The organism is Iodidimonas nitroreducens (genome assembly GCA_000710935.1).
Taxonomy (GTDB): Bacteria; Pseudomonadota; Alphaproteobacteria; order Sphingomonadales; family Rhodothalassiaceae; genus Iodidimonas; species Iodidimonas nitroreducens.
Genome location: BAYV01000109.1, coordinates 77700 through 92332, shown reverse-complemented (window position 1 = coordinate 92332; position 14633 = coordinate 77700). Strand labels below are relative to the sequence as shown.

General features: G+C 57.3%; 13 protein-coding genes. 1 reads left to right on the top strand and 12 read right to left on the bottom strand.

Annotation, left to right across the window (positions count from 1 at the left end; genetic code table 11):
* The first annotated feature begins 1 nt into the window (after position 1).
* The gene (locus tag AQ1_RS13445; protein WP_081837347.1) at positions 2–682 is read left to right on the top strand and encodes an SH3 domain-containing protein; all 681 of its coding nucleotides are present in this window, start codon (positions 2–4) and stop codon (positions 680–682) included.
* A gap of 7 nt (positions 683–689) precedes the next feature.
* On the opposite strand, the gene irrA is transcribed toward AQ1_RS13445, so the two are convergent.
* The 12 genes from irrA to metK all read right to left on the bottom strand — a co-directional run bounded on the left by irrA (position 690) and on the right by metK (position 14590).
* The gene (irrA, locus tag AQ1_RS13440; RefSeq protein ID WP_042088165.1) at positions 690–1133 is read right to left on the bottom strand and encodes an iron response transcriptional regulator IrrA; all 444 of its coding nucleotides are present in this window, start codon (positions 1131–1133) and stop codon (positions 690–692) included.
* Positions 1134–1227: 94 nt separating this feature from the next.
* Positions 1228–2622: an NAD(P)H-dependent flavin oxidoreductase gene (locus AQ1_RS13435; protein WP_042088163.1), complete on the bottom strand. Its 1395-nt coding sequence runs from the start codon at positions 2620–2622 to the stop codon at positions 1228–1230.
* Positions 2623–2762: 140 nt separating this feature from the next.
* Positions 2763–4922, bottom strand: a complete 2160-nt coding sequence (gene pnp / locus AQ1_RS13430; protein ID WP_462687151.1) for a polyribonucleotide nucleotidyltransferase — start codon at positions 4920–4922, stop codon at positions 2763–2765.
* A gap of 156 nt (positions 4923–5078) precedes the next feature.
* The gene (gene rpsO, locus AQ1_RS13425) at positions 5079–5348 is read right to left on the bottom strand and encodes a 30S ribosomal protein S15 (protein ID WP_042088159.1); all 270 of its coding nucleotides are present in this window, start codon (positions 5346–5348) and stop codon (positions 5079–5081) included.
* Between the two features lie 15 nt (positions 5349–5363).
* The gene (gene truB, locus AQ1_RS13420) at positions 5364–6260 is read right to left on the bottom strand and encodes a tRNA pseudouridine(55) synthase TruB (RefSeq protein WP_042088156.1); all 897 of its coding nucleotides are present in this window, start codon (positions 6258–6260) and stop codon (positions 5364–5366) included.
* The gene (gene rbfA, locus AQ1_RS13415) at positions 6257–6691 is read right to left on the bottom strand and encodes a 30S ribosome-binding factor RbfA (RefSeq protein WP_042088422.1); all 435 of its coding nucleotides are present in this window, start codon (positions 6689–6691) and stop codon (positions 6257–6259) included. The genes truB and rbfA overlap by 4 nt, the downstream gene beginning before the upstream one ends.
* Positions 6692–6708: 17 nt before the next feature.
* Entirely contained in the window at positions 6709–9519 is a 2811-nt protein-coding gene (infB, locus tag AQ1_RS13410; RefSeq protein WP_042088154.1) for a translation initiation factor IF-2, read from the bottom strand.
* 43 nt (positions 9520–9562) lie between these two features.
* Positions 9563–10240 (bottom strand): RNA-binding protein, encoded by a 678-nt coding sequence (locus AQ1_RS13405; RefSeq protein ID WP_081837346.1) that lies wholly within the window; start codon positions 10238–10240, stop codon positions 9563–9565.
* Positions 10241–10252: 12 nt separating this feature from the next.
* On the bottom strand, positions 10253–11869 hold the full coding sequence (nusA, locus tag AQ1_RS13400) for a transcription termination factor NusA (RefSeq protein ID WP_042088152.1): 1617 nt from the start codon (positions 11867–11869) through the stop codon (positions 10253–10255).
* Positions 11870–11910: 41 nt separating this feature from the next.
* Positions 11911–12399, bottom strand: coding sequence for a ribosome maturation factor RimP (gene rimP / locus AQ1_RS13395; protein WP_042088419.1), 489 nt, complete (start codon positions 12397–12399; stop codon positions 11911–11913).
* A gap of 188 nt (positions 12400–12587) precedes the next feature.
* Positions 12588–13343, bottom strand: a complete 756-nt coding sequence (trmB, locus tag AQ1_RS13390; protein WP_462687150.1) for a tRNA (guanine(46)-N(7))-methyltransferase TrmB — start codon at positions 13341–13343, stop codon at positions 12588–12590.
* A gap of 65 nt (positions 13344–13408) precedes the next feature.
* Positions 13409–14590 (bottom strand): methionine adenosyltransferase, encoded by a 1182-nt coding sequence (gene metK, locus AQ1_RS13385; protein ID WP_042088414.1) that lies wholly within the window; start codon positions 14588–14590, stop codon positions 13409–13411.
* Between the last annotated feature and the right edge of the window lie 43 nt (positions 14591–14633).

Genomic DNA, 14633 nt, shown 5'->3' with positions numbered 1-14633 from the left:
GATGACAAAACTTCCGCTCACTCTTTTCCTAGCAGATCAGATGGCTCCTTTCAAAGCATCCGCGTCAGCATTTTTCGATAAAGCATCGGATGCCGCCAGAAATGGGCGGCTTTGGCGGCTTTGTGCCCGCTGCACGGGGCGCGTTTTTACTGCACTGATGCTTGTGGCGGGATTTTTTTCGGCTGGCCTCGATCAATCCGGCCCGAGCATGGGGCCCGCCCCCGCCATGGCCCAGATGATCGATCCCGGTGAGCGAATCCCCGGCGCTTCGGGGTTGCCCTTGCCGCGCTTTGTCTCCCTTGCGTCCGATAAAGCCCATATGCGCACCGGTCCGGGCCAGCAATATCCCATTTTATGGACCTATGTAAGACGCAATATCCCCCTTGAGATCACCGCAGAATATGGCCATTGGCGCCGGGTGCGTGATTGGGATGGCACCCAGGGTTGGATGCATTCCGCCTTGCTTTCGGGCAATCGCACCGCCCTTGTTTCGGGTGGCCTGCACAAGCTTTATCAAAAGCCGGAACCAAGCGATCATCCCATTTTCGAGGTTGAAGCCGGAGTGATCGTCAGCCTGCAAAACTGCACGCCGCTCTGGTGCGAAGTGGGGGCGGGGGGGCGATCGGCATGGATCGATCGCAATGCCCTGTGGGGCACTTATCGCGGGGAGGCGCTGAACTGAAACCCGTTCAGCTTTCGATATAAATCACCACATGCACCGAAGAGACCGAGGCCCCGGCAGGGGGTTTTGGCAGGCAGGACAGCACCACATCATCATGCGGAACATCATAAACCTCGCCCGTGGTGGCATTATAGAAATGATGATGGCCATCGGTATTGGTATCGAAATAGGTGCGTGACGAATCGATCACCAGTTCATTGAGCAAGCCGGCATCGGTTAATTGATGGAGGGTATTATAAACCGTTGCCAGTGATACCCTCATCCCTTCGGCAAGCGCTTCTTCATGCAGGCTTTCGGCGGTAACATGACGCACATGGCCACTGCTGAACAATAATTTGGCCAGCGATAAACGCTGCCGCGTGGGGCGAAGGCCCGCATCCCGCAAAAGATTGAGACTGGCCGCATAGGGCCTGACAGCCTGACTTTGGCTGAGGCCTTCCCGGTTCAACATATCCGATGCTCCCTTGCCTGCTGGGAATGATCAGATAAATTAACCTTGGACGGAATATTTAACAAGTAATGTTTGTTTAATATTCGGCGCGCGGTCAATCCCCAGTCAGGATGCGATCCACAAGCTGTTTCACATTGGGTATGAAGCCATTGGAATAAAAGGGATCTTCGGAAAAGCGATAGGCATTGTGCCCGGCAAAGACAAGATTATCCTCAATCGAGGCCCCATGGGCCACATCCTGAAGGGTTTTCTGGATGCAAAAGCTGCGCGGATCGGTTTTGCGGCCGGTGGAATTTTTTTCATTATCCGCCCAATTGGAAAACTGGCACTGGGATAAGCAGCCCATGCAATCGGCCTGATCCTTCCTGATTTTATCGCGGCTTTGAGTGGTGACAAAAACCAGAGTATTATCCGGGGTTTTCATCGCCTCGCCATAGCCTTGATCCAGCCATTGTGCGGCGCGGGCGGCATCCGCTGCCGTCACATAGAATTTCCGCCGGGACCCATCGGTGAGCAGGGTATCATGGGTGCCCACAGGCTGGGGGGAATAAGCGATCTGGCGATCGCTGCGCTCCACCAATTCCTGTAAAAACCGATTTTTGATGGCCGAGGAATAAAAGCCCGTGGGTGAGAAATGATGCAAAAGCACATCACCCTTTTTCAAGGACAACAGCATCTGTTTCCAGGCTTCGGGGATCGGGCTTTCCCGCGTCACTAAAGGACGGGTGCCAAATTGAAAGGCAATCGGCCCCACTTCGGGATTATCGAGCCAATCTTCCCATTCGCGCAAAAACCACACGCCCCCGGCCATGATGATCGGCACTTCGGGGCAACCGGCATCGCGCATGGTTTGGCGCAAAGCCACCACCCGCGGATAGGGATCTTCGGGTTTTTGCGGATCTTCGCTGTTCGATAGCCCATTATGGCCCCCCGCAAGCCAAGGATCTTCATAAACCACAGCGCCCAGATAGCTGGAAAATTTATGATAGGCCCGCTTCCACAGCGCCCGAAACGCCCTGCCCGATGAAACGATGGGATAATAATGCACGCCATAGCCAGCGCAGATTTCCGCCAGCTTATAAGGCATTCCGGCACCACAGGTGACGCCGCTCACCAATTCCCGGGTTTTATCCAGAACCCCTTCCAAAATCCGCTGGGCACCGCCCATTTCCCACAGAATATTGATATTGATGGCGCCGCCACCGCCCGCATTTTCATGGGCCCGGCGCACCTGCTCAACACCGCCTTCGATGGAATAGCGCACCAGTTCTTCATGGCGTTCGCGGCGGGTGCGGCCATTATAAACTTGGCGGATCACCGATCCATCTTCATCATAGCTATCGGCATTCACCGCAGAAACCGTGCCGATGCCGCCCGCCGCTGCCCATGGCCCCGATGATGCGCCGCTGGTCACAGAGATCCCCTTCCCCCCTTCGATCAAAGGAAGAAGATCCTTGCCGGCCATTCTTATCGCATTCAGTGCCTTCATCGAGCTGATCTCCGGGCTATCAAAGAATTATGTGCGATCATTTAAGCTCATTTCGTTTTGTAACTCAAACGCCGGGACGGTTAAAGAACCATCCCGGCGTTCATTAATTTAACTTGAAAATGGGGTGAATTTTATGAGAATCAACCCTTCGCGCCTCGACTATCTTCGCGCGGCTGACCGGTTTCCTGATCAACAAGGCGCATCGACAAGCGCACCTTGCCACGATCATCAATATCCAGAACCTGCACCTTCACCTGATCGCCTTCCTTGACGATATCGGTCACTTTATCGACCCGGTGATCAGCCAGTTCAGAGATATGCACCAGGCCATCCCGGCTGCCGATGAAATTGACAAAGGCCCCGAAATCCATGATCCGCACCACTTTGCCAGCATAGATCCGGCCCACTTCCGGCACCGCCACGATGCCTTCGATCCAGGCACGAGCGCGGGCAATGGCATCAGGATCAGAGCTGGAAATCTTGATCAGGCCATCATCATCGATATCGAGCTTGGCGCCCGTGGTTTCAACGATTTCCCGGATCACCTTGCCGCCGGTGCCGATCACTTCGCGGATTTTTTCCTTGTTGATCTGCATCGTTTCAATGCGCGGTGCATTGGCAGACAATTCGGTCCGCGAACCGGTCAGCGCCTTGTTCATTTCGCCAAGGATATGCGCCCGCCCGCCATGGGCCTGAGCCAGCGCTTTTTCCATGATTTCTCCGGTGATCCCGGCGATCTTGATATCCATCTGCAAGGAGGTGATGCCCTTTTCGGTCCCCGCCACCTTGAAATCCATATCGCCCAGATGATCTTCATCACCCAGAATATCCGAGAGAACGGCGAAATCGTCGCCTTCCTTGATCAAACCCATGGCAATGCCAGAGACCGGACGCGCCAAAGGCACCCCGGAATCCATCATCGACAAAGACGAGCCACACACTGTGGCCATCGAGGACGAGCCATTGGATTCAGTGATTTCAGAAACGATGCGGATGGTATAGGGGAAGCTTTCCTTTGATGGCAAAACCGCCTTCAAAGCCCGCCATGCCAGCTTGCCATGGCCCACTTCGCGCCGTCCGGTAAAGCCGACGCGGCCCGTTTCCCCCACCGAATAGGGCGGGAAATTATAATGCAGCATGAAATGCTCACGATAGGAGCCATCAAGGGCATCGACGATCTGTTCATCATCGCCAGTGCCAAGGGTGGTCACCACCAGCGCCTGTGTTTCCCCGCGGGTGAACAGCGCCGAGCCATGGGCCCGGGGCAAAACCCCCACTTCCGCCAGGATCGGCCGCACCTGATCAAGCGCCCGGCCATCGATCCGGGGCTTGCCCTTCAGGATATTGCCGCGCACGATCGCTTTTTCGAGCTTCTTGAAAAGATCGCCCACCTTTTCGGCATTCTCGGCATCATCGGCAAAAGCTTCTTTCACCGATGCCTTCACCGCATCGATCCGATTGCGGCGTTCCTGCTTTTCCGTCAGGCTATAGGCATCTTCCAAACCGGCGGCTGCCAATTCAGAGACCTTGGCTTCAAGGGCTGAAAGATCAGGCTTTGTCGGAAGATCCCATGGCTCTTTAGCGGCTTCTTCGGCCAGAGCGATGATCGCATCCAGAACCGGTTGCATCTGCTCATGGCCATAAAGAACGGCACCGAGCATGACCTCTTCCGAAAGCTCGCTGGCTTCGGATTCAACCATCAAAACCGCATCCTGGGTGCCCGCAACGATCAGATCGAGATCGCTTTGTTCCAGATCGGCCGGAACCGGATTGAGCAGATAGGCGCCATCCTTATACCCCACACGGGCACCACCGATGGGGCCAAAGAACGGAATGCCCGACAAGGTGAGGGCCGCCGAGGCTCCCACCATCGCCACGATATCGGGATCATTTTCCATATCATGGCTTAAAACGGTGCAGATCACCTGCGTGTCATTGCGGAATTCCGCAGGGAACAGCGGTCTGATCGGGCGATCGATCAAGCGCGAGGTCAGCGTTTCCTTTTCAGAAGGGCGCCCTTCGCGTTTGAAAAAGCCGCCGGGAATTTTGCCGGCAGCATAGGTTTTTTCCTGATAATTTACGGTGAGGGGAAAGAAATCCCGACCCGGTTCCGCCTTGCGCGCGGCAACAACCGTGCACAAAACTGATGTTTCGCCATAAGTGGCGACCACGGCACCATCGGCCTGACGGGCGATGCGGCCGGTTTCCAGGGTGAGGGAGCGTCCGCCCCACTCGATGGTTTTGCGATAGATTTCGAACATTCTGACTTCCAAACGGTCATGAAGCCGATGGCCTTCCATCCGGCTCCTGTGGGCAGATCTGCTGCCCGTTTCCAAGCTTTTAACGCACAAGGGGCCGACGAATTTCGTCCCGTTCCGCGCCGGTGGCCCCAAAAGGCACAACCGGATTATAGAAAAGAAGCCGGGCTGCTGTTCACATCCCGGCTCCCAGAGATTTTATTTGCGCAGCCCAAGACGCTTGATCAGGCTGGTATAACGGCCCTGATCCTTGCGCTTGAGATAATCGAGCAGACGACGGCGTTGATTAACCATCTGCAAAAGACCGCGGCGGGAATGATTATCCTTGGCGTGGGTCTTGAAATGCCCGGTCAGATTGGCAATCCGTTCCGTCAGGATCGCCACCTGTACTTCCGGCGATCCGGTGTCGCCTTCGGCCTGTGCATAGTCTTTGATCAGCTCTTGCTTGCGCTCAGCAGTGATCGACATCGAGTTCTCCATATACTAGAGGTTGAAAACCCGCCGGGATGTAATCAATCCTGACTGACAACGGGCAATGGCCACAGGCCGCTCGCCACAGATCAGGATCAGATCGCCATCCTGCGCGGAGGAATGCCGGAGACATTGACCTTTTTTAATGAGGTCTGCCTCCTGATCCGTTATGGCCAGCGCCGGGATGTCGTCCAGCGCGGTCGTAACGGGAAGCACAATGGCCTCGGCGGGCGCACCATGCCTGACTTTTTCAAGATTTTCCAGAGAAATTGCCGCCCGTTCATGAAAGGGCCCCACCCGGGTCCGGCGCAGCGCCGCCACATGCCCTACCGTGTCGAGACTTTGGCTCAAATCCCGGGCCAGAGAGCGCACATAGGTTCCTTTGCCGCAACACATGAAAAACCGCCCATGCCCCGCTTCATCGGGCCCCAGATAGCGCAGATCATGAACATGAACCGGGCGGGCCTGCAAAAGCGGTGTTTCGCCCCCACGGGCAAGGGCATAAGCGCGCTTTCCATCCAGCTTGATCGCCGAATAGGCCGGGGGCACCTGCGCGATCTCGCCGATGAACTGCGGCAAAGCGGCCAGTATGGCGGCTTCATTGGGGATCACATCGCTGCGCGCCACCACCTCGCCTTCACAATCATCGGTGCTGCGCGCCTCGCCAAATGCAATGCTGAAAACATAATCTTTTGTGGAATCAACGATAAAGGGCATGGCCTTGGTGGCTTCCCCCAGGCCGATGGGCAAAACCCCACTGGCCAGCGGATCAAGGGTACCGGCATGGCCCGCTTTGCGCGCATCCAGAAGGCCCCGCACCTTGCCCACGCCCTGGGATGAGCTCAAGCCTAAGGGTTTATCCAAAATCACCCAGCCATGAATATCCTGCCCCCGCCGCCGTTGGCTCATGCGTCCTCGCCGTCAACAGGGCGATCATCATCGGAGTCATCATCAGGGTGGGAGGCCAGATCCTGGCTCACTTTTTCAGAGCGCAGCAAGGCTTCGATCCGATCCCCTTCACTAAAGCTTTCATCAAGCTTGAAATGAAGCTGCGGCAGATATTTAAAGCTCACTTGCCGAGCCAATAAAGCCCGCAAATGCGATGCACTGCGGCCCAATCCCCGCATCACCTCATCGGCATGGGCGCCCAATAAGGGCACCACGAAAACATCGGCATGGCGCATATCGGGGCTGACCTCCACCGCCGAAACGGTTAGGGTGCGCCCGGAAAGATCGGGATCGGCCAGTTCATCCCGGCTGAGGATGCCAGACAGCGCGTGGCGGATCGTTTCCCCCACGCGCAAAAGACGCACCGAGCGTCCACCTTCACGCGCACGCATGGGCGCCATCTCCCTGATCAGAGTTTGCGTTCAACCTCGCGGGTCTGGAAGATTTCGACCTGATCGCCAACCTTCATATCCTGATAATTTTCAAAGGCCATCCCGCATTCGGTGCCAGACCGCACTTCGTCCACATCATCCTTGAAGCGTCGCAATGAGGTGAGGCGACCGGTGTAGACCACCACATCATCCCGCAACAAACGGGCCTTGGCAGATTTGCGAATCACCCCTTCATTGACGAAACAACCGGCAGCCTTGCCCGATTTCCCTGCCGAGAATACATCGCGCACTTCGGCCATGCCGATGGTCGTTTCCTCGATCACCGGACCAAGCTGACCGGCCATCGCCGCCTTCACTTCATCCACAAGGCTATAGATCACCGAATAATATTTGATGGCCACGCCATCCCGTTCGGCGGCTTCGCGCGCCTGTTTATTGGCCCGCACATTAAAGCCGATGATCAAGGCGCCCGACGCATTGGCCAGGGTGACATCGGTTTCGGTGATGCCCCCGGCGGCGGCATGCAAAACCCGCGCCTTGATATCATCACCGCCGATTTTCGCCAGCGATTGCACGATGGCTTCAACCGAACCCTGCACATCACCCTTGATAACCACAGGAAAATCTTCGGCCTTCTTTTCCTTCAACTGGGTGAACATACCCTCGATGCTGGTGGGGGCCACAAACTGACGCCGCTTGCGAATCTGCTGCTGACGATAGCTGCACACCTCGCGCGCCCGCGCTTCCGACTCCACAACCGAGAAAGCATCCCCGGCCGATGGCGCCCCATTGAGGCCCAGAATTTCCACCGGACGCGCCGGCCCGGCTTCCTGCAATTGCTGGCCGCGTTCATCGATCAGGGCGCGCACCTTGCCCCATTCGCCGCCCGCCACCACAATATCGCCAACCCGCAAAGTGCCGCGCGCCACCAGAACTGTCGCTACCGGACCCCGGCCTTTTTCCAGCTTGGCTTCCACCACCACGCCTTCGGCGGCGCGATTGGGATTGGCTTTCAATTCCAGCACTTCGGATTGCAAGATGATGGCGTCTTCAAGCTTGTCGAGATTGGTCCGCTTCAGGGCCGAGACCTCAACATCAAGAACATCACCGCCCATGGCTTCGACCTGAACATCATGCTGCAACAATTCCTGCCGCACGCGTTCGGGATTGGCCCCGGGGGTATCGATCTTGTTGATCGCAATGATCATCGGCACTTTGGCCGCCTTGGCATGGTTGATCGCTTCGATGGTTTGCGGCTTGATGCCATCATCGGCAGCCACCACCAGAACCACGATATCGGTGACACTGGCCCCACGGGCCCGCATCTGGGTAAAGGCTTCATGGCCCGGCGTATCAAGGAAGGTGATCCGCGCGCCCGAAGGCAGATTGACCTGATAAGCGCCGATATGCTGGGTGATCCCGCCAGCTTCGCCCGAAGCCACATCCGTGGAGCGCAGGGCATCAAGCAGCGAGGTTTTCCCATGATCCACATGGCCCATGATCGTGACGACCGGGGGCCGGGGCTGCTGATCGGCCGGATCATCCTGTTCACCAACCAAACCGATTTCCACATCCGCTTCCGAAACACGACGCGGGGTATGGCCCAATTCGGTCACGACGATTTCAGCGGTATCCTGATCAAGATTTTCATTGATCGTGGCCATCACGCCCATTTTCATCAGCACCCGAATGGCATCGGTGGCTTTTTCCGCCATCCGGTTGGCCAGTTCCTGCACGGTGATCACCTCTGGGATAATCACGTCTCGCGCCTGCTTTTCCTGATCCTTGATCGATTGGCCGCCCCGGCGCTTGGCCTGAGCACGCCGGAAGGCCGCCATCGACCGACGGCGTTCTTGCTCTTCTTCGCTATCAAAGGCGCGATTGACCGTCAGCTTGCCAGAACGGCGACTATCGCCCCCCCGGCTGCGCTTGCCACGGCTGCGCTTTTCATCATCTTCCTCAGGCTTATCCTCACGCCGCTTCACCGGCTTTTTGGTATCGACCTTGGTTGATTCGGGTTTGTGCGCTTCTTCGCGGGCCCGCTCTTCTTCTTCGGTTTTCTTGCGGGCTTCGGCCTCCGCCTTTTTGCGGATCTTGTCTTCAGCGGCCCGCTTGGCAGCCTGTTCGGCGAGGCGCTTTGCCTGTTCTTCGGCTTTGGTCAGTTCGCCCCCAGCCGGAGACGCTGGCTCAGCAGCGGGGGTGGCCCCTTCCGGTGCCGTTTTGGCTTCGGCCCGGCGAACGGCCTCGGCCGCTTCGCGCACGGCTTCTTCCTCTGCCTTGCGCCGACGCTCGTCTTCAGCGCGCTTGCGGGCCTCGGCCTCCACGCGTTGATGTTCTTCTTCGGCGCGCTTGCGCTCGGCATCCAGGCTTTCCAGCGCCCGCTTGCGCACGGCCAGTTCCTGGCTCGTCAAACTCCGGCTATCCTGGCCCCCTGAGGAACCGGTTGACCGGCCCACAGACCGACCCACCGTTTGATGCGCCGAAGAAGCAGACGATTGACGCGCACTATAACCCGCTGATGTCCGCTCAGCCTGACGAGGCTTTGCAGCTTCAGGCGTTGCCACTGCTGGTTTGGGCGCTTCGGTTTTTGCGACCGGCGCTATTGGATCTGCTGGCGCCTCGGGAGCCGCCGGGCTCGCTTTAGCCTCGTTGCCCGCTGCCGATTCCGACCCGGTTCCTTTTTTCAGAACCCGTTTCCGGCGTCGCTCAACGACAACCGGTTTGGAACGGCCATGGGAAAAATTCTGCCGAACATTCGCTTGATCGCGGCTCGTGCCAACACCCAGTTTACCGCGCCCAGTGAGGCTTAATTTGTTGTCGTCGCTCATATTCTCTCTTCGATCTACACACGGAGACTGTCCCCGCGATCCGTCATTCCTCGGCTTCAGGCCCGGCAGGCTGCGCATGCGGCACCGCCAAATTCAAGGCCGGAGCCAGTGACTGACCGCGCCAAAGGGCCAGTCTTTCCAATTCACACAGCAGGCGCGTTGCCCCTGTCCCTTTCAGAACGGCTGCATGTACCACATTTTCACGCCCTAATGCCAAACCCAATTGGGTTCGATCCAAAATCGCTGCAATCGCAACCGTTTCGCCAGCCGCAGTCCGCACCTTGCGGCGCCCATCCACAGCCCCATCCGCCGCTTCGATCAGGATCGACGCCCGCCCGGAAAGCAGGGCCGCCCGCACCTTTTCAAAGCCTGTTACAAGGCGGCCAGCCCGTTTTTCCAGCCCAAGCCGCCCCATTACACGATCCAGAAGAAGCCGATCGATCAGATCCGGTAAAGCCCGATCCACCATCGCAGGCATGATCGGTCGTTTCAAGGATCGCGCCACGGCCCCTATAAACCGTTTTTTGTCCAAAGCCTGCTCGAACGATGCCCGATCAGCTTTGATCCAAACCCCCCGACCGGGCAAGGATTCCGCCAGATCAGGGATCAATTTTTCATCCGGGGCCATAACAAGACGAATCATCGTCTCTCGTGGCCCCACCTCCGAGCAGACCAGACAGCGCCGTTCGGGCTCTTCCCGCTTTTGTCGAGACTGTCCCAAGCGGTCTTGTCCTTATGCCTGCTCTGGCGTTTCATCCGCAAGGCCGCCGTCGTCCTCATCGCCCCCATCAGCATGAAGGCCTTTAACTGACGCCTGTTCCAGATCCTCATCCGTGATCCAGCCAGCCAAACGGCGCGCCTTCATGATCAAATTCTGAGCTTCCAAAGGATCGAGCCCGGCATTCCTCAGGGGTGCATCCCGATCGGATACCAGCTCTTCAGTGGTGAACCCGGCAAAATCCTCAAGGCTTTTGACTTCAGCCTCGCCCAAAGCCACAAGCATCAAAGGGGTCAGGCCATCGAGATCGGCCAATTCATCCAATACCCCCAAAGCCCGGCGTTTTTCTTCGGCAACGGCGCTTTGCGCTTCCAGAGCATCCAGCGCCCGCTTTTGCAATTCGCCGATCAGCTCTTCGTCAAAGCCCTCGATGGCAGCCAGTTCATCCGGCTCCACATAAGCCACTTCTTCCAGATCGCTGAAGCCTTCCGCCACCAACAATTGGGCAAGGGTTTCATCAACATCAAGAGCATCGACAAAAAACTGCGTTTGCTGCGTGAATTCTTCCTGACGCCGCTCGCTTTCTTCCTGCTCGGTCATGATATCGATGGTCCAGCCGGTGAGCTGCGAGGCCAGACGCACATTCTGACCACGCCGCCCGATGGCGAGGCTCAACTGATCATCGGGTACCACCACCTCGATTCGATTGCTGTCTTCATCCATCACTACCTTGGCCACTTCTGCAGGGGCCAGGGCATTGACAATGAAGCTGGCCTGATCATCCTGCCAGGGGATGATATCGATCTTTTCCCCTTGCAATTCATTCACCACCGCCTGCACCCGGCTGCCACGCATCCCCACACAGGCCCCCACCGGATCGATGGAGCTGTCATTCGACAAAACGGCGATTTTGGCCCGGCTGCCGGGATCGCGGGCCACGGCCTTGATCTCGATGATATTGTCGTAGATTTCCGGCACTTCCTGGGCAAACAGGGCCGACATGAATTCCGGCTTGGTGCGGGACATGAAAATCTGCGGACCCCGGGTCTCCCGGCGCACATCATAAATGATCCCGCGAATGCGTTCATTCTGCCGCAGATGCTCACGCGGGATCACCTGATCCCGGCGCATGATGGCTTCGGCCCGGCCCAGATCAACAATGGCATTGCCATATTCAACCCGCTTGATCACCCCGGTCACCACTTCGCCGATCCGATCTTTATATTCAGCATATTGGCGATCGCGTTCGGCATCGCGCACCTTTTGCACGATCACCTGCTTGGCGGTTTGTGCCCCGATGCGGCTATAATCTATGGGCGGCAGGCTATCAGCAAGAAAATCACCGATGGCGGCATCTTCTTTTTCGTGGCGCGCATCCGCCAGGGAAATCTGGGTGGCAGGGGTTTCCACCTCTTCAACCACTTCCATCACCCGAAACAGACGAATTTCGCCGCTTTTGCGATCGATCTGCGCCCGAATTTCATTTTCCGCCCCATAGCGCGTGCGGGCAGCTTTTTGAATGGCTTCTTCCATTGCTTCCAGAACGATCTCTCGATCGATCATTTTTTCCCGCGCAGCCGCATCCGCGATCTGCAAGAGTTCAAGCCGGTTGGCACTGACCGCCGCTGCCATGCTCTTCTCGCTCCTCATTCCGGGCCCGGGGCCCACTTTTCTCAATCACGCGCCGCGCGGCGCGCCATGTCTAACAATTCATCGGTCATCACAAGCTTTGCCTTGTGCACATGATCGAACGGAATCTCCAAATCCTCACCATCCACCCTGAGCCGCACCCGATCCCCAACAAGGCCGAGCAAAAGCCCGCGATAGCGCTTGCGGCCCTCATGGGTTTCATCCAACTCGATCCGCACCTCGAAACCGGCCCAGCGCTCAAAATCCTTGGCGCGGGTCAAAGGCCGGTCAATCCCCGGTGAGCTGACCTCCAGCACATATTCGCCCGGAATCGGATCTTCAACATCCAAAAGCGCCGAAACTTCCCGGCTCAGCAAAGCACAATCATCCACCGACATGGTGCCATCAGGACGTTCGGCCATGATCTGCAATTTGGCCCGGGCATCGCCGCCAAAGCTGACCCGAACCAACTCATAACCCATTGATTCTACAGTGGGTTCTATAATCGCTTTGACCTTTTGTGCCGCATCCATCTTCGCTTCTGCCGTCCCGATCGTCTGTTCCGCTTTCCGCGCCCCCATCTTGGAAAGACCATGCTAAACAAAAAAAGTGGGCCGGGGCCCACTCCTCAACATTGATCCCGCATGTTTGGGAGAGCAGGGCTATATATACACAGAGCAGCCCATCGCACAAGCCCACACAAGAACCCGTTATCGCCCCATCAAAGCTTTTGATAGCGGAAAAAACAATCAAGCCGGCCTTCGCGTCCGGCCTTCAGGGCATAGCGGGTGTCGATCCAATCGGCGGGCGGCGTGCGCCAATCGGCGGGCTTTTCCGCCATCCAGTGAAAATCCGTCCGTTCTGTCATGCGGATGGCGGTCCATTGGCGATAAACCGGATCATCGGTAACGATCCGCAATTCCCCGCCCGGCTTTAATACCCGGGCCAGAGCATCGAGATTGTCGGGGTTTACAAAGCGCCGTTTGGCATGGCGCTTTTTATGCCATGGATCGGGATGCAGCAGATAAACGATATCCAATCCGGCATCGGGCAGGGCATCGATCATCGCCCGCGCATCATCCATATACACCCGAACATTGGTGATATTCTCGCGCAAAAGCACATCAAGGCATGCGGCCATGCCATTCAAAAAAGGCTCGCAGCCGATAAACCCCATTACGGGCCGGGTGCGCGCCTGATGGGCCAGATGCTCGCCCTTGCCAAAGCCGATTTCCAGCCCGAAGCTTTTGATCCCGGCCGGAAACAGGGCGGAAAGATCAAGAGCCACAGCCCCCTGATCGCCGGGACCAGATGCCCCGGATGCCGAAGCAGCAGATGATTTTTCGGGCAGATCAATGCCATAGCGGGCATAGCCCCGAACCATCACATCCTGTTGCCGGGGGCTGAGGGCCGGGCCTTTGCGGCGTCCAAAAAATTGCCGCTCATTCAGCCGGGCCCGCCGCTCTTCGCTGATCATATCCCCACGCACCCTCGCCGCACATCTTCGCTAATGAGCCCTTTGGTTTAAAGAGCGCTGCCGCTTTATCGCGCGCCAAAGGCCCGTTTCAAAGGATCAGCAAGATCGGTTTTCTCCCAGGAAAAGCCGCCATCCGCCTCTGGCTCCCGGCCAAAATGGCCATAAGCCGCAGTGCGCGCATAAATCGGACGATTGAGGGAGAGATGCTCGCGAATCCCGCGGGGCGACAGGCTCATCAATTCACGCAGCAGTTTCGAGACCTGATCTTCGGCAACTACACCGGTACCATGAAAATCGGTATAAACCGCCAGCGGATGAGAAATGCCAATGGCATAGGCAAGCTGGATGGTGCATTTATCCGCCAAACCGGCAGCCACCACATTTTTGGCCAGATAGCGCGCGGCATAGGCTGCCGAGCGATCCACTTTCGAGGGGTCTTTTCCAGAAAAAGCCCCGCCGCCATGGGGGGCCGCCCCGCCATAGGTATCAACAATGATCTTGCGCCCGGTCAGCCCCGCATCACCATCCGGGCCGCCAATCACGAATTTACCGGTGGGATTCACATAAAAAGCATCATCAGGGCACATCCAGCCTTCGGGCAAAACCTGCTCCACATAGCCGCGCACCAGTTCGCGCAGATCGGGCTGGCTGATCTCTTCACGATGCTGGGTAGACACCACGATGGATGTAGTGGCCACCGGCTGGCCATTTTCATATTTCAAGGTCACCTGACTTTTGGAATCGGGCTCCAAAAGCGACGCTTCGCCCGAATGACGCACATCGGCGAGCTTTTTCAAAATGCGATGGGCAAATTGAATGGGGGCAGGCATCAAGGCATCGGTTTCCCGGCAGGCATAGCCAAACATGATCCCCTGATCGCCCGCGCCTTCTTCTTTGCTGGCCGCCTCATTGGCATCCACACCCATGGCGATATCGGTCGATTGTTCATGGATCAGGCATTCGAGCTTAGCCTTTTCCCAGTGAAAGCCATCCTGCTCATAGCCGATCTGGCGAACCGCATCCCGGGCTACCCGCTCCAGATCTTTGGGACCAATGGAAGAGGGGCCGCGCACCTCGCCAGCCAAAATGATGCGATTGGTGGTGACCAGTGTTTCTGCCGCCACGCGCGCATTGGGATCGGCAGCCAGATAAAGATCGAGAATGCTGTCAGAAATGCGATCCGATACTTTATCGGGATGCCCTTCAGACACGGATTCGCTGGTAAAGAGATAATTGCTTTGCGCCACCTGTTCCTCCAATCGCCAAATTTGGCCCGTCAAAGATCTTCAA